Below are 22,429 nucleotides of genomic sequence, written 5' to 3' on the forward strand. Positions count from 1 at the left end.
GTTTTCTTATATGCGCACACTCATCTTAACTTATCTATATAAGTTAAGTCAACAACTTATATAGATAAGTTTGAAGCCGCTTTGATCATATAAAAAAGACCGGCCCGAAAGCTGGTCTTCAAGGAGAAAAGATTACGTTGGAGTCAGTCTTGTTTTTCAGGAAGATTGCAGTGCCTCAAAGACGAAGTGGGACTGCTTCACATCCAAGTACTGACATTCATATTCGATCTGACCGTTATCCAGTTCGATCGCCTGAAGCGGTCGGACCGGAATCGGCTGTTGCTTCAAAATCAAAACGAGTTCAATCCCTTCATGAACAGGCAGATGTAGCGGGGAATAGAAGGAGACACTATGCATGGTCCCTTTGGAGACCGCGATATTTGTTCGACCGACGTGGATATCCTGTCCGTTCAGCCGTTGAATCGTAATCGAAGCATCGACCGTCCGGGTGCTGATCGGGGCAGTCATCGCTTCCATCGCTGCAATCTGCCGTTCGCGCATGGCGCGTTCGAAATGGACTTTAGGTAACGGTTTACTGAACAAGTATCCTTGGATGGTCGTACATTCGAGTCCTCGTAAGAAGTGGAGTTGTCCCATCGTCTCGACACCTTCTGCGACGACATCCATGCCGAATTCCTTTGCCATGAAGAGGACGCTCCTTACGACGGATTGTGTTTTTTTATCCTGGACCAGCGTGGTCGCGAACTGCCGGTCAATCTTAATCGTATCAATCGGATACTGTTGCAGATAAGAGATTGATGAATAGCCTTTTCCGAAATCATCCAAGGCAATCTTGATGCCCATTTGACTGAGCATCTGAAGTGACTGCTGAATCTTACTGTTATCAAACAAGACATCGGTCTCGAGAATTTCGATTTCAAGCATGCTTGGGGAAACACCGAAGCGCTGGAGTGTTTCCTGGCAGGTCTCGGCAAAGTTTCCATGAATCAAGCGTTTTGGAGAAACGTTGATTGAAATCGGAACGATCGGTAAGTCGGCAAGAATCCATTGATTGATATTCCGGCATGTTTCTTCGAGCACCCAGTCGGCAATCAGGATATGCATCTCGCTTTCCTCGGATAACGGAATGAAATCGTTTGGCGGAATCCGGCCCCAGTCCGGATGTTGCCAGCGGATTAATGCTTCTGCTCCGACAATCGTTCCGGACCACGCGTTAACTTTTGGCTGATACTCAAGGAACAGTTCGTTCCGGCGGATAGCCGTTCGGATACTTTTTTGAAGTTGATGGCGCCGGTAAGTCTCGATATTGAACGTCGAGGAATAGACACTGTATTCATTCACACGGGCCCGACCGAGGGCGATGCTCGCTGTTTTAACAAGGTCTTCCGCCGAATCCGCATCTTCCGGGAACCGGCTCACGCCGATGCCGATTGACGGGTACCATTCGTAGGAATCGACGACGATTTTTTGTTTGGACAGTTCAATCAATTGTTCACAGATCTTGTTGATTGAACATTCTTCGACGACGTTCGGGAACAAGACGATGTATTCGTCTCCGTAGAGGTGACCAAAGTAAGAAGCAGTCGGCAGGTGGTGTAACAATTGTGTTGCTGTTTTTGACAACCACTTATCCCCAATCGGATAACCGAAATCATGATTGATGTCCTGTAAGGCATTGTAACTGACCGTCAAGACGCTGAACGTGGGATAAGTAGCAATCCATTGGTTCATTTGTTCAAGAACCAGTGTCCGGTTCGGCAGTCCCGTCACCCGGTCATGCATCGCCAGTTGAAAAATTTTCTCTTCCTGTTGTTTTAACTGTGTGATGTCCTGAATGACACTTTGGAAAGCGGAGACGACACCGTCTGCGCCACGGATCGGTGTCCGGTTTTCTAAAATCCAATGAATCATCTCATCGTGACGGATCCGATAGGAGACTTCGGACTCATGATTGGCGAGAACCCGGTGATAACTCGCTTCGACTTTTGATCGATCTTCGGGAAGAATCAAATCCTCGATCCAGAGCCCGTCGACCTGTTGGTGCCGGTGCAGTAATCCTTCAAAGATATTTTCAAATCCCCGTGTGTGAAAATCAATCTTTTTTTGATCAATATCGTACCGGTAAATCGCACTCGTCGACACTTGTTGGAACGTTAAAAACTTTTCTTTTTCATCATGAAGTTGTTTATCCAATGATTTGTGTTCCGAAAGATTGTAGAGAACACAAGTGAGCTCTGCCTGTTGTTGCCGGTCATCTTGCCGGAACGCACATCGGCAGAAGATATCCTGATAACCATGCTGTGGATGAAGGACACGTGTTTCGATGTCGAGTGAAGGCAAACAGCGGTTTGTTTTCAACAAATCCAGATACTCACGAAACTCCTGTTGGTCAGCAGGATGAATCCGTTGTAAAAACTCTTGTTTAGACAAACGTTTGAGCTGTTCGGGCAGGACTCCGAATAATTCCGCGAACGAGTCGGAGGAGCGCAACAGGTTACCGTGCTCATTGAATGCGGCCAGGGCGATTCCCGGAAGTGTTTCGACCAATTGCTGATCAAACTGAATCGAGTCCATCTGCTGTCTCATCAGTCGGTTTGTTGTTAAATCGCGAGCAATTCCATATGCCCCGACAATCAGACCATTGGCGAAAATCGGAATATTGACGATCATCATTTCCAGATAATGACCTTTCGAATGCCGGATGCGTGCCGTATACGTCTCGCTTTTTCCCTGCATGACCTGTTGAAAATGGAACACTGTACTGTCTTGATCGTCTGGATGAACAAAATGTTTGAAGTGGTTCATTAAAGCGTCTCTCGTATAGCCCAGTAATAGGGATGTTTTATCATTTAGACGCGTGACGCGTCCTAATATGTCGAGCGTATAAATCGCATCCGGATGGTTTTCCATGAAGTGTTCATCAATGGTGGATACGTCCTGACCGCGTTTTAGTAAAGTATGTAGTCCTTTCATAAATGGCAATGGCAAAACCTCCAGTTAAAAAATATAAAAAGAAACCTAAAATTTGGTTCACATTTTTATAATATAACATTCAAATGGAAGAATGAACGTTTCGTTCAAAAAAACAAAAAAAGGACTCTGAGTTTAGAGTCCTTAGCGGCGGGCAATATCCGTGAATTGAAACTTATCGAGCCGGTGACGCGACTGTGTCCGTTCAAAATGCTGACCCTCGTAATAATACGTATCATTCGTAATGACGATGACATGGGAGGTGCCCTCGAGATCCAGATACTGCTGATCTTCCGCCGTCGCGGGTTGAGCCTCGATTTTTCGTTTGGCATAACTGATCTGCCGTCCGAGTGTCTGTTCGATATACGCATAAATCGACGCACCGGCAATTTCTTTCGTCAAACCGGGGACGAGGGACGTCACGAACAGGTTGATATCAAAGATGACCCGCTCCCCGTCAATCGACCGGACCCGTTTGACCTGCGTGAGCGACGTACCGGGTGTGACATGGAACAACTGGGCAAGTTCCTCGGTCGCTTCGAGCAGCTCACAGGAAATGACATCGGTCTTGACGTCATGTTCGCCGATTTGCCGGTTTGCTTCAGAAAAGCTGACGATGCCGTTGAACTGAAAGGCAATCGCATCCTGACTGAGTACGAAGACTCCTTTTCCCTGGTGTTTGCGGACGAACCCCTTGTCCTGCAAGGCATCGATTGCCTTGCGGACCGTGCCGCGACTGGCACCGAATTCCTGCATCAATTCCGTTTCCGAAGGGAGTTTAGTTTCAGCCGGTAACGTACCGCCCTGAATCTGGTCGACCAGTTGTTGATAAATCTGAAGATATTTTGGCATCATCGATTCCGTCCTTTATCCAAAGTGTTGGGGATAGTGTAGCACGGAATCAACGTTTCCACCCAATCATCCGGCGGTACGAACTAAAAGCAGGCCAGGCAAGAATCGCGACGGCAAGCCAGTAGAGAAATTGATTTTCAGACGAAATCACACCGATGACGGCAGCCAGTAAAATGGTCGTATAGACGGAGAAAACGATGATCAACAGCGGATGGATCTTCGGGAAAACCGTGAAACGGCCAAGGCGTTCGTTTTCGCTTCGGACATAAAGCAGACTGCCGCAACTGATTAAGAGGACCAGCAAGACCAGGTTGAATACGAGGGCGCTGATCAACTGTTCGTCTTGGAACAACAAGGTGAATGGAGAAGCCGTCGTCGTCAGGAAATCGAACAACGAATCCTCCTCATCGGCGATACCAAATCCGAGCGTCGTGATGGCGGCGATCGCAAAAAAGGTCAGGTAGTTTAAAAACAGGAAGAACAATCCGAGTAATAATTGGCCGATGACGTCGCCGGCAATCGTTCCCGCGAGTAAAAAGATACTGAAGACGACGAGATCGAATAGAAAATACGAGACAAAATCGAGCGTCAGGTCAGACGGGTTGACGTAGTCAAACGGATGAATGCCGCCGATTCCTTGTAAAATCAGCCAGCTGACGAAGAAACCGATGATCGGCAAAATCAGCAGGATGGCGACACCAAGACTCCATTTGATCCAGTAGAGTGTTTTTTTATTGACCGGCAAAGCGTGAAGCATTAAGCTCCGGCCGCTTCCGCGTTCTTTTCCGAGGATTAAAATCGCAAAGACCGCCATCAGAATCGCACCGAATCCGGCAAAACTCGGACTGACGAGGACGGACTGAATGATTTCGTTTTCTGCTCCGCCGTATGTACCGAAGTTATCGATGACCGTGTAACTGCCGAAGCCGTAACTGAAGACAGCGAGCAGGAAAAGCGAAGCGAGTGGCCAGATGCCCTGCTTGATATGATAACGGATCAGTTGTTTATACATGTTGATCGCCTCCGAACGTTCCTAAAAAGTAATCTTCGAGTTGAACAGGTAACACATCTCTCAGTAGCGGATTCGTCTTGTCGACATAAGTTGCACCGGCTTCCGAGCGGACAATCAGCGTCACGACCCGACCGGTTTGTGACAGAACGTGGACGTCGTGATGTTGGAAATCCGGAACGGTCTCGTAAGCGAGTTGCCATTTCTGCATACTGGATTTTGCATCTTCGAGCGTTTGCGGTTCTTTGACGAGGTGTTGTTCGATCGTCATGATCCGGTCGGCCAGTGAATCGAGTTCCTCCAACTGATGGGACGCGATCAGGACGGCAGTTTGACGTTCGGCAAGCAACGTCACAAGCTGTTTTAAATAATTTCGTTTATTGATCCGGTCGAGTCCGTCCGTCGGTTCATCGAGCAACAGGACCGGTGCGTTGGTCGCGAAAGCAAGCTGCAGCAAAAACAGCTGGGCCTGACCTTTTGAGAGCGAGGTGACACGGCGTCCACGATCGAGATTCAACGACCGGCAATAGTTTTCAATAAAAGTCCGTTCGAAATTCGGATAAAACGCATTGTAAAAGCCGATCAATTCCCCGAGTGTCATCTGACGGTAGACGCCGAGCGAATCCGGGACTAAAAACAGGTGCTGCCGGGCTGAAGGAACGTGATGGATCGACTGTTGGTTCCATTCGACTTTTCCGCGGGACGGCTCAAGTGCTCCGACGAGTGTTTTTAGTAACGTCGTCTTGCCGGCACCGTTTCGTCCGATCAGTGCTGTAATCGTTCCGGCCGGTAACGTGAACGAGGCGTTTTCGTAAATCATTTTGGAATCAATCTGTTTGGTCAGGTGAGACACGGTCAACATGATGAATCCTCCCTTGTTTGGATAAGTAGTTGATAAAGATCTGCATTGGATATCGATAATTCATCGGCTACGCTGCACAGTGTCTGCACATGCGGTTGAATCGCAGCCTGTTTGACCTGTTCGATCGGTAAATCGGAAATAAAGGAACCCTTGCCGCGCATCGTGACGATGAAGTTACGGCTTTCGAGTTCCTGATAGGCACGGGAAACGGTATTCGGATTGACGAGTAACGTGCTCGCCAGTTCACGGACCGACGGCATCTGTTCACCGGACCGGAGCAGTCCGCGGGCAACCGCACGGATGATTTGGGCGACCAGTTGCTCGTAAATCGGCAACGAACTTTTAGGGTCAACCGTAAACATTCGATTACCTCCTTAAGTGTATTAATTCAATTAGTACACTAATTATAGGAAAATCCATCCAGGACGTCAAGTGGAGTAAAAAAGGAGTGACGGGAAACACTGCTAATAAGGAAGAAATGTTACTCCGGCGTAACGCGGCTCTAAATATTTGCTATACTGACGACAGAAGAATCATCAGGAAGGATGACCCGGAATGTTAGAGCGATTAAGTGCGTTGGAAGACCGTTATGAAAAATTAAATGACCTGTTGGCGGACCCCGCCATCATTAAAGATACGAATCAATTGCGTGAGGTGTCGAAGGAGCAGTCGCAACTGGCACCGACCGTTGAAGTGTACCGCGTCTACCGCGATAAGATGGAAGCCTACCAGGAGGCGCGTCATATGTTGACAGACCCGGAGATGCGCGATCTCGCGAAAGAGGAAGTCGCCGTGCTCGAGCCGGAAATCAAGGAACTCGAGACGAAGCTGAAAGCTCTGCTCCTGCCGAAAGATCCGAACGACGATAAAAACGTCATCGTCGAAATCCGCGGAGCGGCAGGAGGCGATGAAGCGGCGTTATTTGCCGGCGATCTCTTTAAAATGTATTCGAAGTTCGCTGAAAAACAGAACTGGAAAATTGAAATCATCGATGCCAGCTATACGGAGCTTGGCGGCTACAAGGAAATCATCTTCATCGTCAAAGGGACAGGGGCGTACTCGAAGCTGAAGTACGAGAACGGCGCCCACCGGGTGCAACGTGTTCCGTCAACCGAGTCGGGCGGACGGATTCATACATCGACCGCCACGGTTGCTGTCTTGCCGGAAGCAGAAGATGTCGAAGTCGAGATTCACGACAAGGATGTCCGCGTCGATACGTTCACGTCGAGCGGACCTGGCGGACAATCGGTCAACACGACCCAGTCGGCAGTCCGGGTCACGCATGTACCGACGGGAATCGTCGCGAGCTGTCAGGATGAAAAGTCACAAATTAAAAATAAAGAAAAAGCGATGAAGGTGTTGCGGGCCCGTGTCTACGACAAGATTCAACGCGAGCAGCAGGCCGAGTACGATGAAAAACGGAAATCAGCGGTCGGAACCGGTGACCGGTCAGAGCGGATCCGGACGTATAACTTTGCCCAAAACCGTGTCACTGATCACCGGATCGGTTTGACGATTCAAAAACTCGACCGGATTCTCCAGGGTGAGATGGATGAAGTCATCGATACGCTCGTCATGGAGTATCAGGCCCGGGCATCGGAGGCGGCGAACTGATGCGAATCGCAAAACGTCTGAATCAGGCACAAACGATGCTCGTGACGGCAGGACGCGAGGCCTCGAGTGCCGAATGGTTACTTATGCACGTTTTACAGGTCGACCGGACCGGATTGTTGATCCGCTTGTCGGACGAACTTGAGCCGGAACAGGACCTGTTGTTCAGTGAATATTTACTGGCCCATTTAAATGGTTTCCCGGTCCAGCATTTGATTGGATACCAGCCGTTTTACGGACGGGATTTCCGTGTGTCGCCCGCTGTTTTGATTCCGCGGCCGGAGACGGAGGAATTGATTGAATTCGTGACGGGACGCCTGCAGGGCGAAACATTCCAACCGGGTGAAATCGTCGATATCGGAACCGGTAGCGGAGCGATTTGTCTGACGCTCGCCCTTGAACTGAAACAGCCGGTCACGACGGTCGATATTTCGGCGGAGGCGATTGCGGTGGCCAAAGAAAATCAACAGATGCTTGGCGGAGAGGTCACCTTTTTGGAAGGGGATTTACTGGCACCGCTTGCTGACCGGTCAGTCCGGGTGTTAGTCTCGAATCCCCCTTATATTGAAGAGGATGAATTGCTCAGTGACGTCGTGTTTGACCATGAGCCCCACCTCGCGTTATTTGGCGGGAAAGACGGACTCGTGTTCTACCGCCGCCTGATTGAAGACAGCAATCGGGTCCTGCGCGATGATTTTCGTTTGATTGCGTTTGAAATCGGACACAATCAGGGCGATGAAGTGCAAATGATGTTAAAAAAACGTTATCCAACTGTAGAAACGGGTATTTTAAAAGATATAAACGGTAAAGACCGTATCGTGTATGCGGAACGAAAGGATTGTCCAGAGTGAAGACGGAAATGATTCAGCAAGAGACATTAAATGAAGCGGTACGACTATTACAAGAAGGTGAAGTCGTCGCGATTCCGACGGAGACGGTCTATGGTCTCGCAGGGGATGCGACGAGCGAAACGGCCGTTCGGCGAATTTTCGCCGCGAAGGGTCGACCTTCCGACAATCCGTTGATTGTCCATGTCGCATCCATCGAACAGGCAAAGCAGTTCGTCACTCATATTCCGGATGTCGCGACTCAATTGATGGATACGTTTTGGCCGGGTGCCTTGACGATCATTTTAGAATCAGACGGGCGTGCATCCTCACTCGTCACCGCAGGACTGGATACGATCGGATTACGGATGCCGGACCATCCGCTGGCGCTTGAGTTAATCGAAGCGACCGGATTAGGTCTGGCAGCACCAAGTGCCAACCGTTCCGGAAAACCTTCACCGACGTCAGCTGCGCACGTCGCACATGACCTCTCGGGCCGCATCGCCGCAATCGTCGACGGCGGAGAGACCGGAATCGGTGTCGAATCGACGGTCATCGACTGTACCACGACCCCACCGGTGATTTTACGACCGGGTGGTGTGACGCGGGAGCAGATCGAATCGATCATCGGGGATGTGTCACTTGATCCTGCCTTATCGATGAAAGACCAGGCACCGAAGGCACCAGGCATGAAGTACACGCACTACGCACCGGAAGCAACGTTATCCGTTGTCGCGGGTGACCTCTCATTCCTGCAGCAACTCATCGATGAAGCACGCCAAACTGGACAAAAGACAGGCGTCATTCTCTTTGACGGAGAAGACATCGAAGCCGATGTCCGTTGTTTCCTCGGATCGACGATGGAAACAGCTGCGCAACGTCTTTACGATTGTTTACGGCGATTTGACCAGACGACGGTAGATCAGATTTTTGTACGGGACCTATCAGAAGAAGGGGTTGGGCTAGCAGTCCGAAATCGGCTCCACAAGGCAGCAGGTGGTCGGATCATTCGCCCGTAAAGAAGGAGGATACTGAGATGAGCACACGTCGTGTATTGTTTATCTGTACAGGAAACACATGCCGCAGCCCGATGGCGATGGCATTATTACGCTCAAAAGTGGCCGATCAAGAATTTGATGTCCGTTCCGCCGGTCTGCGTTCGATGCAAGGGTTCGATGCTTCTGAAAACGCATTGCAGGTTTTACGTGAGCGCGGCATCGAACTTGAACACTATACGCAAGTATTTGACGACGTCCTCGGGCGTTGGTCGGATATCATCCTGACGATGACACGCAGTCATAAACAGGAAGTTGGCGAACGGTACCCGGAACTGAAAGACCGGACGTTTACGCTGTACGAGTACGTGACCGGCCTTGAACGGGATATCAATGATCCGTACGGCGGATCGATGAACGTTTATCGCCAGGTCCGAAATGAACTCGAGCCCCTCGTCAACCGTCTTGTGTTAAAATTGACGCAGAACGGAAACGGAAGAAAAGCACCGGACAACCGGAAGCTTCCGAAAAAACAACCTAAACAAACGGGGGAATAGTTAACGATGAAAGTAGCAATTGGAGCAGACCATGGTGGTTTTAAGTTAAAAGCGGAACTGAATGAACTCTTACAGGAGCTCGGAATTGATTATACGGACTTCGGAACGTATTCGTCCGAATCAATCGATTATCCGGACGTCGCGATTCCGGTCGCGGAAGCAGTCGCGAACGGTGAATTCGATCGCGGGATTTTAATTTGCGGAACCGGCATCGGAATCGGCATCGCGGCGAACAAAGTCAAAGGTATCCGGGCGGCACTCGTCCATGATACGTTCAGCGCCAAAGCGACGCGTCAGCACAACAATTCGAACATCTTGACGATGGGTGAACGTGTCATCGGACCGGGTCTTGCGCGGGACATCGCGAAAATCTGGCTTGAGACGGAGTTCGAAGGCGGACGCCACGAAAACCGTGTCTGTAAAATCTCAGATTATGAGGTGAAGTAAATGGATTTGGAACAAATCAAACAGGATCTCGAAGCCTCGTTGACGGAACTGAATGAACGTTTCCCGTTAAAAGGGAAGCTGCTCGTCATCGGTTGTTCGACAAGCGAAGTCATCGGCAAACAAATCGGCAAAGCAGGTTCGCCCGAAGTCGCAGAAGCGTTATTTGATGTCTTTGATACGTTCCGCCGTTCGCACCAAGTCGATCTGGCTTTTCAAGGCTGTGAGCACATCAACCGTGCGTTGACGCTGGAACGGCAGATCGTCGAACGGCTTGGACTTGAAGCGGTGACAGTCGTTCCGGTTCCGGAAGCGGGCGGTTCGATGGCAAGTGTCGCCTACCAACGTTTTTCGGCACCGGTCGTCGTTGAAGCGATTCAGGCCGATGCCGGCATCGATATCGGAGACACGTTCATCGGGATGCATTTGAAACATGTGGCGATTCCGGTCCGTCTGCCGCACCGTGAAATCGGTGAGGCGCATGTAACGGCAGCCGTCACGCGACCAAAACTGATTGGTGGCGCACGCGCTAAATACGAATGATTTGCGCAAGGGGTTGCACTCCCCTTGCTTTTTTGATGGATTTTTAGAGGGTGCCCGCAAGTGATTATTCGTGTTAAGATAGGTTTATCGAAATGAATGGGGGAATTCAGATGGAACAAACACCACTAACGTATCTGAAACAGCAAGATGAGGAACTCTTTTCGGCTATGCGCAAGGAACTAGGACGTCAACGCGATAATATCGAGTTGATTGCGTCAGAAAACTTTGTCTCACAAGCGGTCATGGAAGCTCAAGGCAGCGTGCTGACGAACAAATACGCAGAAGGTTACCCGGGTCGTCGTTATTACGGCGGTTGTGAGTTCGTCGATTTAGCGGAAAACCTGGCACGTGACCGTGCGAAGGCCATCTTTGGAGCAGAGCACGTTAATGTCCAGCCGCACTCAGGTGCTCAGGCCAACATGGCCGTCTACTTCACGATTCTCGATCAAGGCGATACGGTCCTCGGGATGAACCTCTCCCATGGTGGTCATCTGACACACGGCAGTCCTGTGAATTTCTCCGGTGTTCAATACAACTTCGTCGAGTACGGCGTCGATCCAGAAACAGAGATGATCGATTACGATGTCGTCGCGAAGCTTGCGGAAGAACACAAACCAAAACTGATCGTTGCGGGAGCATCGGCTTATCCGCGCGTGATTGATTTCAAACGATTCCGCGAAATCGCGGACAGTGTCGGTGCCTACCTGATGGTCGACATGGCGCACATCGCGGGACTCGTCGCAGCCGGTCTCCATCCGAATCCGGTCGAACATGCACACTTTGTGACGACGACGACGCACAAGACACTTCGCGGACCACGCGGCGGAATGATTCTTTGTAAGGAAGAACATGCGAAAGCCATCGATAAATCGATTTTCCCGGGAATCCAAGGTGGACCGCTCATGCACGTCATCGCAGCGAAAGCCGTTGCCTTTGCGGAAGCATTAGCACCTGACTTCAAGGAGTACATCGAGCAAGTCGTGGCCAACGCAAAAGTCCTCGGCGAAGAGTTGACGGCACGTGGATTACGGATCGTCTCTGGCGGTACGGACAACCACCTGCTGCTCGTTGATCTCCAACCACTTGGTATCACGGGCAAGCTGGCAGAGCATGCGCTGGACGAAGCCGGCATCACGGTCAACAAAAACACGATTCCGTTTGATCCGGCGAGCCCGTTCGTCACGAGTGGGATCCGGATCGGAACAGCGGCAATGACGTCGCGTGGATTCAAAGAAGCCGAGATGAAACAAATCGCCGAGCTGATCGAACTTGTTCTGAAAAATCCGGAAGATCAAGAAACACTGACAACTGCCCACAAGCAGGTCCTGGCCTTGACAGGTCGTTTCCCGCTTTATCCGGAACGCGGTTAAGTTTTAAGCGTACAATCACCACCTCGACCTTTTCGATTGATGAGAAGTGCGGGGTGGTTTTTTGATGACCTTCAGCTAATTGGAAAGGAAGTGAAGGGTGATGAAGATTTTAGTCGTAGAAGACGATTTACATATTCAGCGACTGGTCAGGGAGACACTTGAAGCGGACGGCCATCAGGTTGTCGCGACGGCGGACGGGAACGAAGCAGCCCGTTGGATCGGCAAACAGTTTTTTGAAGCCGCCGTGCTGGATTTGATGGTGCCGGGACGGACCGGTTTTGAACTGTGTACCTTGTTGCGGGAAAGTCAGGAAATTCCGATTTTGATGCTGACGGCTCTCGGAGAACTGACCGATAAACGTGACGGTTTTTCAGCAGGCGCCGACGATTACATCACAAAACCGTTTGATCCGGAAGAACTGGTGTTTCGCCTGCATGCCGTAGCCCGGCGCTATCAAAAAGCCGTCGTCCCGATCATGCAGTTCGGTGAAGTCGTAATCGATAAACAGAGTCAGCAGCTGACGATCGGAACGACCCGGTTGACGATTCCCCGCCGTGAGTTCGATTTGTTGCACCAACTGGCGAGCTTTCCGGGACGGGTCTTCAGCCGCGAAGAACTGATTGAACACGTCTGGGGACTCGATTTCATGGGAGACGACCGGACGATTGACGTCCATATCAAGCGGTTGCGTGCCCGTTTACAACAGACGGATGCAATCACGATTCAGACAGTCCGTGGTCTCGGATACCGGTTAGAGGTGAAATCATGAAGTCGTTATATGTCAAAATCGTCGGACTCGTCTGTCTGGTTCTGTTCGTCTCGGCGTTGATTGCCTTATTGATTAGCAATGTGTTGTATTACACGGTTTGGCAAGCCTCTTACAGCCAGAAGGTCGAAGAAGCGGTCGAGACGTCGTTCGCGTATTACGAACAGCATGGGGACCGGCGTGTCGACTCATTTTACGAGATGCTCAGTGCGACCGGCTTTCAACTCTATGTCGTGTCGGAATCCGGACAGGTCAAGCGGTACGGGAATCCGTTCCGTAATGAGACAATCGCACCTGAGATCCTTCGATCGGTGCAGGACGGACAGGTCTATCAGGGGATGCGGGACTACCCGTTCCATTTGTTCCTGCTCGGATTGTTTGATAACGAAGTCATCAATACGTACGGAACGTCCTTACAAACGGCTGCAGGGACAGACGCCGTATTCATCCGTCCGGACTTAAGCCGGCAGATTCGGGAGCTGCATCTGTTCGTCGGTGCGTTCCTGGCATTACTCGTTCTGCTCAGTTTCCTGCTGCTGGTCTTCTCAATCCGTTACCTGGTGCGTCCGATCAAACGATTGACGATGGCGACGGAACAGATGACGGCCGGGGATTACTCGATTTCGGTCGCGACGGCCGGACAAGATGAGATTGGAGAGTTATCACGGCGGTTTGACGAGATGACGCAGGCCGTCGCGAAGTCGGACGCGGAACGTAAAGCATTCGTCGCCAATGTCTCGCACGAATTCCAGTCGCCGCTGACGACAATCAGAGGATACGCGGAGCAGCTCGAACGGTCTGCTGAAACGGAAGAGCGTCTGAAGTTACGGACGATTGGACAGGAAGCGACCCGGATGGCCGAGTTGACCCGTCAATTACTGACTTTGGCCCGGCTCGATGAAGGGCGACCGCTTAAACGACAGCCGATTCAGCTCGTCCAATCCATTCAGGCGACACTGGAGACGCTTCGTTATCAGTTGGATGAACGGGGGGTGGCCGTTGCGCTTGAGGCATCGGATGAGCCGGTGATTCTGGCGGATGAGTTGGCGCTAGAACAGATTTTTCAAAATCTGATTCGAAATGCCTTACATGTCTCAGCGGAAGGCGATTTGATTACGATTCAAGTCGATACCCAAGCCGAATCGGTCCTTGTGCGGATCAAGGATCAAGGACCGGGTATGACGGAAGAAATGATCAGCCATGCCTTCGAACGATTTTATCAGGGCGATACGTCACGGGGGACGAGTGGGGCCGGTCTCGGACTGGCGATCGTCAAGGAGACGGTTGATCAATTAAAAGGACAGATTCGGATCGAGTCGATTCCCGGTACAGGGACGACGATTGTCCTGACTTTTTTTAAGTAAGACGGAGTCGTTCATGTTCCGTTCATCTTCGCCCGCTACAATCAAATCTGTAACGTATAAACAGGAGGGATGACAGATGAAGATGGGATGGCGTGAATTGATTCGGATGCGGCAACGGTTCTTCTTGATGGCAATCGTGACGACGTTGATCGTCTTGTTGATTTTGATGATTTCCGGACTCGCGGACGGACTGGCTTATGACAATGGAGCAGTCGTCCGTAACTTGCCGATTGAGCAGGTCGCCTTGAGCAAAGATGCGGAAGGACAACTGACACGATCGTTTTTAGAGCGGACGGATCAACCGGCGGCAACGGAAGCACTAGGTGTACAAAACATGGTACTCGAAAAGAAGAATGGAACAAAAGACGATGTGACGGTGTTCGCTTCTCCGGGCGACACGCGTTACGGACCGCGTCAACTGGCGGACTTAAAGGACGGACAGGTGTTGGTCGATCAACAGTACGCTGAACAGAGCGGTACGAAAGTCGGTGATTCGGTCACGGACTTCCGGACGAAACAGACGTTCGAAATCGTCGGTACGGTCAACGACGGACGCTACAGCCATGCACCGGTCGTCTGGATGACGCTTTCGACATGGGACGACTGGCAACAGCAGATGGGGACGGATTATGTCTCGGCCTTCATCAGTCAGGAATCGATCAAGACGAAACTTGCGACGTATACGAAACAGCAAATCGTTGAACAGGTACCGGGTTACGCGGCGGAACAAAACTCGTTCCAGATGATGCGGCTCGCACTCATCGTCATCGGTTCGTTGATTTTGACGGCCTTCTTCTACATCTTGACGATGCAAAAGATGAAACAACTTGGTATCTTGAAGGCGATCGGGATTCGGACAAGGACGATCGGACAAGGACTCGTCCTGCAGGTATTTTTGCTGACGGTCGTCTCGTTTTCAGTCAGTCTGTTGTTGACATGGACGGTCGGCCAACTGTTACCGGACGACTTACCATTCCGCTTTGAATGGACGACCAGTCTGCTGTACGGCGGATTGATCATCGTGACAGCATTACTCGGTGGTCTGATTCCGTTACGGGCCTTGAAAAAACTGGAACCGGCGGATGCGATGGGAGGAATGACAGGATGATTAAGCTGATGGAGGTTGAACAAACGTATGGGGCGATGAAAGTGCTGCAACATGTCTCATTTGAAGCAAAAGAAGGAGAGTTGATTGCACTTGTCGGACCAAGCGGCAGCGGGAAAAGTACATTACTCCAGCTGCTTGGTCTTCTGCAGACCCCGTCCGGAGGAAAGATCCAGTTTGATGACATACTCCTGCAGGACACGTCGGATGAACAAAGAAGACAAATGCGACTGCTCGAAATCGGCTTCATCTTTCAGGAATCACATCTTGTCCCCTTTTTAACCGCAGCGGAACAACTGGAGCTTGTCGCGGAAGAAGCCGGTCACACCATCGATGCGGCGGCCCATCTTGAAGTGTTCGGATTACGTGACCGCGCCGACCATCTTCCGCAAGCACTATCCGGCGGAGAACGGCAACGGGTCGCGATTGCCCGGGCGCTTGTCAATGATCCGCGTCTTGTCTTAGCGGACGAACCAACCGCGAGCCTCGACTATACGAATGCTCGACAGGTGATGGAGTTGTTGCAGCGACAGGCACATGAGCACGGCAAGACGGTCATCGTCATCACCCATGACGAACGGATGCTGACGTATTGTGACCGTGTCTTACGGATGGAAGATGGACAGATTCAAGAAATCAATTAAAACAGGATACTGCCCTGACTTTTGTTTTCGCACTAAAAATAAAAGTTAGAGCAGTATTTTTGATATACTTAACTGAATACGAATAATTTAAGGGTGGATTTAAACGATGGACTTATCTAAATTCATACGGTCGGAACTAGAGACGATTAATACGGCACACATTACGAAATGGTTGGAAGATAAAAGTTTATCAAAACGTGACTATAAACGATTGGTTGAAGATTTTAAAGCCATTGTCATCATGGAACAAGCCGGTTTTTATGAACAGGCCGATGCACGGTTCATGCAGTGGAAACCTCTTCCGTTACCGGCGGAGATTTACCGTTACCGATTGGCGATTGCAGGAAAAATCGGTGGGAAACGATTGGCCCGAAAACGTTTTTCGGCATATCCTTCTGTTGTACAAAATCATTCGCAACTGAAGTCATGGAAAAAAATTCTTCGGAGCAATCCGTTGTGGTTAGGTGGACTAGTCGTAGCCGGCCTATTAGCAGTCGGCATTACGCAAGTTGATTTTTCCGAGGAAGCTCCGCCTAAAAAAACTTCCGAGCAAACGAACGTTGAGCAAAAGCTTGCGTCTTTAGAAAAAGAAGTCGAACAGCTGAAACAAAAAAATGAGAAGCTGACGGTATCTGAAGAAAAAAAGACGGAAACAAAAAAAACTAAAGCCGATCAATCGAAAGAAACGGAACAAGAGGAGCCACAAGCGTCAACGAAGGATCCTGAGCAGGCCCTTCAGGAGGCAGTTTCTTCCGTTCAGTCCAAAGAGTATGAAACGGCGAACCAATTGTTGACCGGAAAGGTCCTGACGAATAAAGAGACAGCCGGTATGGCACGTTTCTACAAACTGATTGCAGCCGGAAAGCTGAAGGAAACGAAACAAAGTGACTATCTGGCGTACCGGAATGATTTCCCGGAATCCGGTTACATGAGTGATGTCTTATGGATGCAGGCTGTTTACGAACAAAAAAATAAAGTCGGTAATTACAAAACGACATTACAGGAATTAGCGAAACAACCTGACAACGAATGGTCATATGCTGCGAAGGCAATCCTTCAAGGGAAGAGTACGCTGGGAGATTGATTCGAAGAAAACAGTTCCCAAGTAGTCGCTTTTTGGAGTACAATGCGAAAAGAGAATGGAGAGGAGATGCAAAACAATGAGTAAAGTACATGTATTTGATCACCCATTGATTCAGCACAAGATGACGATCATGCGTAAAGTCGAAACAGGAACGAAACAATTCCGGGAGCTTGTCGACGAAGTGGCTTCATTGATGGCATATGAACTCACGCGTGACCTTCCACTTACTGACGTTGAAATCGAGACACCGGTCACGAAAACGACGCAAAAAATGATCGAGGGCAAGAAACTGGGAATCGTTCCGATTCTTCGTGCAGGTCTTGGGATGGTGGACGGCATGCTTCGCATGATGCCGAACGTCAAAGTAGGACACATCGGTCTTTACCGTGATCCGGAAACACTTGAGCCGACGGAATACTATCTCAAATTACCGACAGACGTCGCAGAACGTGATTTCGTCGTCGTCGATCCAATGCTTGCGACAGGCGGTTCTGCTGCTGACGCAATCTCCTCTTTGAAAAAACAGGGTGCACAAAGCATTAAGCTGGCTTGCCTCTGTGCGGCACCTGAAGGCGTCAAACGCATTCAGGAAGAACATCCGGATGTCGATATTTATCTCGCGGCACTTGATGAGAAATTGAACGACCATGGTTACATCGTTCCTGGACTCGGGGATGCGGGTGACCGTCTGTTTGGTACAAAGTAATAAACAGAATGAAAGGCGCTTCCTGCGAAGGGAGCGCCTTTTTTTGTACGAGTTGCCACAAGTGCGGACTGCGCACGTGACGCGGAATATGTTTTAATGAAAACAGAAGCAAGAAGGAGGAAGTCCGTATGCCCATCAAAGTCATGCCGATTTTCGGCACACGACCGGAAGCCATCAAAATGGCACCGCTCGTCAACGTCTTAAAGAACAACCCTGCGTTTGACGTCCATGTCACGATTACGGCTCAACATCGGGAGATGCTCGATCAAGTCTTGGAGCTGTTCGAGATTACACCGGATCATGACTTGAACATCATGAAAGCGCGGCAGACCTTGGTCGATATCACGACACGCGGTCTCGAGGGACTCGATGCTGTCATGAAGGAAGTCAAACCGGATCTCGTCCTTGTCCACGGTGACACGACGACGACGTTCGTCGGCAGTCTCGCTGCCTACTATAATCAAATCGCTGTGGGACATGTCGAAGCCGGACTCCGTACATACAATAAGTACTCACCGTTCCCGGAAGAAGTGAACCGGCAACTGACCTCGACGCTGGCCGATCTGCATTTTGCACCGACCGAGCAGGCGGCAGCGAATCTGGCGTCGGAAAACAGACACGCGGGTGTTTTCGTGACCGGAAACACAGCGATTGATGCCCTGCAAACGACGGTCCAACCGGATTACGTCCATCCCGTTCTCGAACAAATCGGTTCGAAGCGACTTGTCCTGATGACGGCCCATCGGCGGGAAAATTTAGGTGCGAAGATGCACCAGATGTTCCGGGCGATCCGGCGTCTTGTTGACGACCATCCGGACATTCATGTCGTCTATCCGGTTCACTTGAATCCTGTCGTCCAGGAAGCGGCGAGTGACGTATTCGGAGGACACGAACGCATCACCCTGATTCCGCCGCTCGACGTCTTTGACTTCCATAACTTTGCGAGCCGGGCGCACCTTATCTTGACGGATTCCGGCGGCGTCCAGGAAGAAGCTCCGTCACTCGGTGTGCCGGTGCTCGTCTTACGCGATACGACCGAACGTCCGGAAGGCGTTAAAGCGGGAACGCTGAAGCTGGCCGGAACGGATGAAGAAACAATCTATCGTCTCGCGAGTGAGTTGCTCGAGGACGAAGTAGCATATAACAAGATGGCCCAGGCTTCGAATCCTTATGGAGATGGTCATGCCTCTGAACGGATTGCGGCGGCAATTCTGGAACATTTTAATCAGGATGCGGCGTTTGAGCCGTTTAAAGTAGAGAACTGACGAAAGTGTAAACATACAGCAAAAGGACCGGTGATACCGTAAAAACGGCGGCACCGGTCCTTTGTATTGAGTACAACAGATAACAGATCAACTTTCCAAATACCGTGAACGTCCTCGTTTCATGCGACTCCTGCAGGAAAAAGCGCGTTTTTTTGCGCTGTCAGAGACAAACGAGACCCGGTTTCCTGACCATAGGGGCAGGAAAGCTGGCTTGTGTCTCGCCTGCGGAAAGCGCATGAGGAAGAGGACGGAACGCCTGTTAAGATAGTATGACGGTTATGTTTGGAAAAGAGACACTCCTCTTGTCGGAGAATAGTGAATTACGCCCAGTGTGACGGGCGGAGCAACCGTTCCGGCAGACGTGTCTTGGCGTCGCCTTGTGCAGCATTGACCTGCGCCTGTGTCAAAAACAACGCATCGGTCAAATCAGCTCCTGCCAATTGACAGTCCCGCAGATCGGCACCGAGGAAGTTGACGCCGCGCAACCGGCTGTTCGATAAGTTCGTCGCGAGTAAAAACTGGCCGCGGACGCTTAAGCCGGAGAAATCCTGTCCGGCAAGATTTTTTCCGATCCAGTCGCGGGGGAGCGGACGTCTGCTTGTCCCTGAGACCGGCGTTTGAACCAGTTCTTCGATTTGGGCAAGAAGCGGTAGAACGGTTGCCCTTACCTGATCGAGATCGAGTGCCGCCAGTTCTTCCGGAGAAGAGTGGGTCAGGGCATCGAGTTCGGCCAGCTTGTCCTCGAGCAACGGATAAATCGTCCGGGTGACTGGTCGGATACCGTCTGTCAGGTACCACATCATTTCCTGCAGATGGACCATCTTCGGATAGAGGGCGTACATGACCGGTTTCGTCGTTTCATCGTAGACACCTTTGAATGTCACCTGTGAAATCTGTTGCCCGGCACCAAAGCAGTCATAGACGGTACATCCTTTATACCCGCTCGGGCGCAAACGGTCATGAATCCGGCAACGGTAATCGGTGTCTAGATTCCGGCAAGGCGTCGCTTCCGGTTTGTCGTGACCAAAATCGCTTGAGGCGGAAAAAGCGAGTGCCGTACAACACAATCCGAAGCAGTCCCCGCACTGAACTCGAAAGCGTTCGGTTTCCATTCTCTTCACTTCCTTTTGATTTGTTCATGTCACTTCTTTTTAGCATATGTAGACATCGTTTTCAAATCACGGTAAACGAGTAAACGAGCAGCGGCTCCACTCAAATGAGAGGACTGAACATATGGTTTTTGTAAAAAAAACAGCTGCACCGTGACCTTAAAAGCAGCAAATCATCCGTGACATTTTAAGCTGTGACAAGGCACACACGACACGAATTGGAAATCGTCCGCAGGCATTGTTACAAACAGATGTCAGAGACGTTTTTGTGTCCCGAAACGGAAGCGTTTACAATTGTGAAGAAAAAATGTTTTTTCACAAAATCGACACAAATCAAATTTAGACGACTTGTTTCTCATTACGAAAGACGATATAACGTTACTGTTCAATGGTTTTGTTCACCTAGTGAACCATCTCGATAAACGTTGATAGTACTACATATTTTCTTCACATCTTCGTGAAAAGAGTGCCGGGGGAGACCTCTGTGAAAACCTTATCAATTGTTGATATACAATGGTTTCGACGGTCCATTTTAATTGTGAATTCATTTGACTATGAAATGGTTCTCATTGTATTCTTGACTAGTATGAAAATCCGCAAATTGTGGGAAAGAAAAAGAACTCACAACTGGGAAAAGGGGGTCGTCTCTAGTGCGCCAAAAAGGGCTCGCGACGAGTATGGTCATGGCCTCGCAAATTTCGACGGCACTAGCCGCACCGATCGTCATCGGCTTTCTTGTTGGGAACTATGGGGAACAGCAGGACTGGTGGCAAAAGATGGGCGCGACGTTTGCAGTGTTCATCGGGATTTTCATCGGAATTCTCTGCATGATCGCAATGATCAGGCACTTGTTAGGAGACAAGACATGAATATCATCCTTCAAGATGCGTTGTATCGTGCGTACTTACGATGGTTTGGACTCTATTATGGAATCCTTGCCGTCCTGTTGCTTGTCGGTTATCCGAGTGATCCGGTGATTTATGGACTGGCGCTGGGTGGGGCAGGTAGCTTCATGATCTTGACGCTGCAACGATTAAGCGTCGATCGAATGTATCGTGTAATCGAGCGTGGGCGCAAGCCGATGTCTCGAGGGACCGTATCACGCATGGCGGTCGCGGTACTCTGTGTGATGATCGGCTTGAAGTATGAAGCCGAATTGTCATTAACTGCGGTGGTAATAGGCCTTCTCGCCGGCCACGTCATACAATTTTGTGAGTATTTTACTCACGAACTTAAGCGGGAAAAGAGGTGAATAATCAAATGAACCACGAAATGCCACTTTACGAAATCCCACTCTGGGGCGACTTCGTTCTGTACGGTAGCTGGACAAACTTGATCACAGTGCTGATTGCAGCTGCTCTCGTTTTCCTGATTGCCGTGGCCGGTACGCGACGTCTTGTGATGAAGCCGACCGGTGCTCAAAACGTGATGGAGATGTTCCTCGAGTTCGTTCGCGGAATCATCAGCAGCACGATGGACTGGAAAACAGGGGGTCGCTTCCTAACTTTCGGAATGACACTGTTCCTGTTCATCATCGTGTCCAACTTAATGGGTCTTCCCTTTAACGTTGTGACGGGTCACTACATTTGGTTCAACTCACCAACTGCAGATCCGTATGTGACACTTGCACTTTCCTCTATGGTAGTGGTCATGAGCCATTATTACGGTGTGAAAATGCGCGGCTTCGGCTCGTATGCGAAAACGTTTATGACGCCGATGTTTATTATTACCATCATCGAGGAGTTCGCAAACACGTTGACACTTGGTCTTCGTCTTTACGGTAACATCTTCGCGGGTGAGATCATGATTGGTATCATTCTCTCGATCGGTATCATCTCTGGAACGAACGATTTCCAATTCCTCGGACCAGTCGGTGTCATCCTGTCAGCGATCCCAATGTTGATCTGGCAAGGATTCTCACTCTTCATCGGAGCAATCCAAGCGTATATCTTCCTTATCTTAACGATGGTTTACATCGGGCATAAGGCAGCGCACGACCATTAATTCGAAGGTAAAGCATCTGCTTTTCCGATAATCGCACGACCAAATTTCGAACACAATCTAGGGAGGCAATTCATAATGGAACTTATTGCAACAGCGATCATCATCGGACTCGGCGCACTCGGCGCAGGTATCGGTAACGGTCTTATCGTAAACGGTACAGTATTAGGACAAGCACGTCAGCCAGAACTCAAAAACGAACTTCGTCAAACAATGTTCATCGGTATCGGTCTCGTTGAGGCACTTCCAATCATCGGTGTAGCGGTCGGTTTCCTTCTCCTCAACTCTTAATCCGTATTTAATTTTACGTACCAAGAACTGAGCTACATAGGGCGTTATTCGTTCCACTAGAGTGAACCGTCATGGGGGCTGCGGCTCCCTTAT

General features: G+C 50.1%; 24 protein-coding genes. 18 read left to right on the plus strand and 6 right to left on the minus strand.

From position 1 onward, the window contains the following. Window positions 1–156 precede the first annotated feature (156 nt). From DVG79_RS14265 to DVG79_RS14285, 5 genes are all read right to left on the minus strand, one after another. Window positions 157–2,934 carry a sensor domain-containing protein gene (locus DVG79_RS14265; protein ID WP_233494617.1) on the minus strand — a complete coding sequence of 926 codons (2,778 nt, stop codon included), beginning with the start codon at window positions 2,932–2,934 and terminating at the stop codon, window positions 157–159. Window positions 2,935–3,075: 141 nt separating this feature from the next. Continuing rightward, window positions 3,076–3,786 carry a trehalose operon repressor gene (gene treR, locus DVG79_RS14270; protein ID WP_114597318.1) on the minus strand — a complete coding sequence of 237 codons (711 nt, stop codon included), beginning with the start codon at window positions 3,784–3,786 and terminating at the stop codon, window positions 3,076–3,078. A 46-nt stretch (window positions 3,787–3,832) separates the two neighbouring features. After that, the gene (locus DVG79_RS14275; RefSeq protein WP_114597319.1) at window positions 3,833–4,795 is read right to left on the minus strand and encodes a hypothetical protein; all 963 of its coding nucleotides are present in this window, start codon (window positions 4,793–4,795) and stop codon (window positions 3,833–3,835) included. Continuing rightward, window positions 4,788–5,654: an ABC transporter ATP-binding protein gene (locus DVG79_RS14280; protein WP_114597320.1), complete on the minus strand. Its 867-nt coding sequence runs from the start codon at window positions 5,652–5,654 to the stop codon at window positions 4,788–4,790. Before DVG79_RS14280 ends, DVG79_RS14275 begins: the two co-directional genes overlap by 8 nt. Continuing rightward, window positions 5,648–6,016: a GntR family transcriptional regulator gene (locus DVG79_RS14285; protein WP_114597321.1), complete on the minus strand. Its 369-nt coding sequence runs from the start codon at window positions 6,014–6,016 to the stop codon at window positions 5,648–5,650. The genes DVG79_RS14280 and DVG79_RS14285 overlap by 7 nt, the downstream gene beginning before the upstream one ends. A gap of 193 nt (window positions 6,017–6,209) precedes the next feature. Between DVG79_RS14285 and prfA the strand changes: the two genes are divergently transcribed. The 14 genes from prfA to wecB all read left to right on the plus strand — a co-directional run bounded on the left by prfA (window position 6,210) and on the right by wecB (window position 18,935). Then, window positions 6,210–7,268, plus strand: a complete 1,059-nt coding sequence (gene prfA, locus DVG79_RS14290) for a peptide chain release factor 1 (protein ID WP_114597322.1) — start codon at window positions 6,210–6,212, stop codon at window positions 7,266–7,268. Continuing rightward, window positions 7,268–8,116, plus strand: a complete 849-nt coding sequence (prmC, locus tag DVG79_RS14295) for a peptide chain release factor N(5)-glutamine methyltransferase (RefSeq protein ID WP_114597323.1) — start codon at window positions 7,268–7,270, stop codon at window positions 8,114–8,116. The genes prfA and prmC overlap by 1 nt, the downstream gene beginning before the upstream one ends. Next, entirely contained in the window at window positions 8,113–9,111 is a 999-nt protein-coding gene (locus DVG79_RS14300; RefSeq protein ID WP_114597324.1) for an L-threonylcarbamoyladenylate synthase, read from the plus strand. The genes prmC and DVG79_RS14300 overlap by 4 nt, the downstream gene beginning before the upstream one ends. Window positions 9,112–9,128: 17 nt before the next feature. After that, the gene (locus tag DVG79_RS14305; protein ID WP_012371560.1) at window positions 9,129–9,644 is read left to right on the plus strand and encodes a low molecular weight protein arginine phosphatase; all 516 of its coding nucleotides are present in this window, start codon (window positions 9,129–9,131) and stop codon (window positions 9,642–9,644) included. A gap of 6 nt (window positions 9,645–9,650) precedes the next feature. After that, entirely contained in the window at window positions 9,651–10,091 is a 441-nt protein-coding gene (gene rpiB / locus DVG79_RS14310) for a ribose 5-phosphate isomerase B (protein ID WP_012371559.1), read from the plus strand. Next, window positions 10,092–10,631 carry a TIGR01440 family protein gene (locus tag DVG79_RS14315; RefSeq protein WP_012371558.1) on the plus strand — a complete coding sequence of 180 codons (540 nt, stop codon included), beginning with the start codon at window positions 10,092–10,094 and terminating at the stop codon, window positions 10,629–10,631. Window positions 10,632–10,741: 110 nt separating this feature from the next. After that, window positions 10,742–12,001 carry a serine hydroxymethyltransferase gene (glyA, locus tag DVG79_RS14320; protein ID WP_114597325.1) on the plus strand — a complete coding sequence of 420 codons (1,260 nt, stop codon included), beginning with the start codon at window positions 10,742–10,744 and terminating at the stop codon, window positions 11,999–12,001. A gap of 100 nt (window positions 12,002–12,101) precedes the next feature. Continuing rightward, the gene (locus DVG79_RS14325) at window positions 12,102–12,770 is read left to right on the plus strand and encodes a response regulator transcription factor (protein ID WP_114597326.1); all 669 of its coding nucleotides are present in this window, start codon (window positions 12,102–12,104) and stop codon (window positions 12,768–12,770) included. Next, window positions 12,767–14,131 (plus strand): HAMP domain-containing sensor histidine kinase, encoded by a 1,365-nt coding sequence (locus DVG79_RS14330; protein WP_114597327.1) that lies wholly within the window; start codon window positions 12,767–12,769, stop codon window positions 14,129–14,131. Before DVG79_RS14325 ends, DVG79_RS14330 begins: the two co-directional genes overlap by 4 nt. Window positions 14,132–14,207: 76 nt before the next feature. Continuing rightward, window positions 14,208–15,239 (plus strand): ABC transporter permease, encoded by a 1,032-nt coding sequence (locus tag DVG79_RS14335; protein ID WP_114597328.1) that lies wholly within the window; start codon window positions 14,208–14,210, stop codon window positions 15,237–15,239. Further along, the gene (locus DVG79_RS14340) at window positions 15,236–15,880 is read left to right on the plus strand and encodes an ABC transporter ATP-binding protein (protein ID WP_114597329.1); all 645 of its coding nucleotides are present in this window, start codon (window positions 15,236–15,238) and stop codon (window positions 15,878–15,880) included. Before DVG79_RS14335 ends, DVG79_RS14340 begins: the two co-directional genes overlap by 4 nt. A gap of 106 nt (window positions 15,881–15,986) precedes the next feature. Further along, window positions 15,987–16,964: a hypothetical protein gene (locus DVG79_RS14345; protein ID WP_114597330.1), complete on the plus strand. Its 978-nt coding sequence runs from the start codon at window positions 15,987–15,989 to the stop codon at window positions 16,962–16,964. A 76-nt stretch (window positions 16,965–17,040) separates the two neighbouring features. After that, window positions 17,041–17,670: a uracil phosphoribosyltransferase gene (gene upp, locus DVG79_RS14350; protein WP_012371551.1), complete on the plus strand. Its 630-nt coding sequence runs from the start codon at window positions 17,041–17,043 to the stop codon at window positions 17,668–17,670. Between the two features lie 128 nt (window positions 17,671–17,798). After that, window positions 17,799–18,935: a non-hydrolyzing UDP-N-acetylglucosamine 2-epimerase gene (wecB, locus tag DVG79_RS14355; RefSeq protein ID WP_114597331.1), complete on the plus strand. Its 1,137-nt coding sequence runs from the start codon at window positions 17,799–17,801 to the stop codon at window positions 18,933–18,935. A 320-nt stretch (window positions 18,936–19,255) separates the two neighbouring features. Here wecB and DVG79_RS14360 read toward each other — a convergent pair whose 3' ends face one another. Beyond that, complete coding sequence (locus DVG79_RS14360) at window positions 19,256–20,047, minus strand: pentapeptide repeat-containing protein (RefSeq protein ID WP_114597332.1); 792 nt, start codon at window positions 20,045–20,047, stop codon at window positions 19,256–19,258. A 647-nt stretch (window positions 20,048–20,694) separates the two neighbouring features. Here DVG79_RS14360 and DVG79_RS14365 point away from each other — a divergent pair. The 4 genes from DVG79_RS14365 to atpE all read left to right on the plus strand — a co-directional run bounded on the left by DVG79_RS14365 (window position 20,695) and on the right by atpE (window position 22,336). Then, complete coding sequence (locus DVG79_RS14365) at window positions 20,695–20,913, plus strand: AtpZ/AtpI family protein (RefSeq protein ID WP_012371548.1); 219 nt, start codon at window positions 20,695–20,697, stop codon at window positions 20,911–20,913. Continuing rightward, a complete protein-coding gene (locus DVG79_RS14370) occupies window positions 20,910–21,296 on the plus strand; it encodes an ATP synthase subunit I (protein ID WP_012371547.1) in 387 nt (128 codons plus the stop codon). Before DVG79_RS14365 ends, DVG79_RS14370 begins: the two co-directional genes overlap by 4 nt. Window positions 21,297–21,304: 8 nt before the next feature. Next, window positions 21,305–22,048 carry a F0F1 ATP synthase subunit A gene (atpB, locus tag DVG79_RS14375; protein ID WP_026827347.1) on the plus strand — a complete coding sequence of 248 codons (744 nt, stop codon included), beginning with the start codon at window positions 21,305–21,307 and terminating at the stop codon, window positions 22,046–22,048. 75 nt (window positions 22,049–22,123) lie between these two features. Continuing rightward, window positions 22,124–22,336 (plus strand): F0F1 ATP synthase subunit C, encoded by a 213-nt coding sequence (gene atpE, locus DVG79_RS14380; protein ID WP_012371545.1) that lies wholly within the window; start codon window positions 22,124–22,126, stop codon window positions 22,334–22,336. The last annotated feature ends 93 nt before the right edge of the window (window positions 22,337–22,429 follow it).

Source organism: Exiguobacterium sp. RIT594 (assembly GCF_003339585.1).
Classification (GTDB): domain Bacteria; phylum Bacillota; class Bacilli; order Exiguobacteriales; family Exiguobacteriaceae; genus Exiguobacterium_A.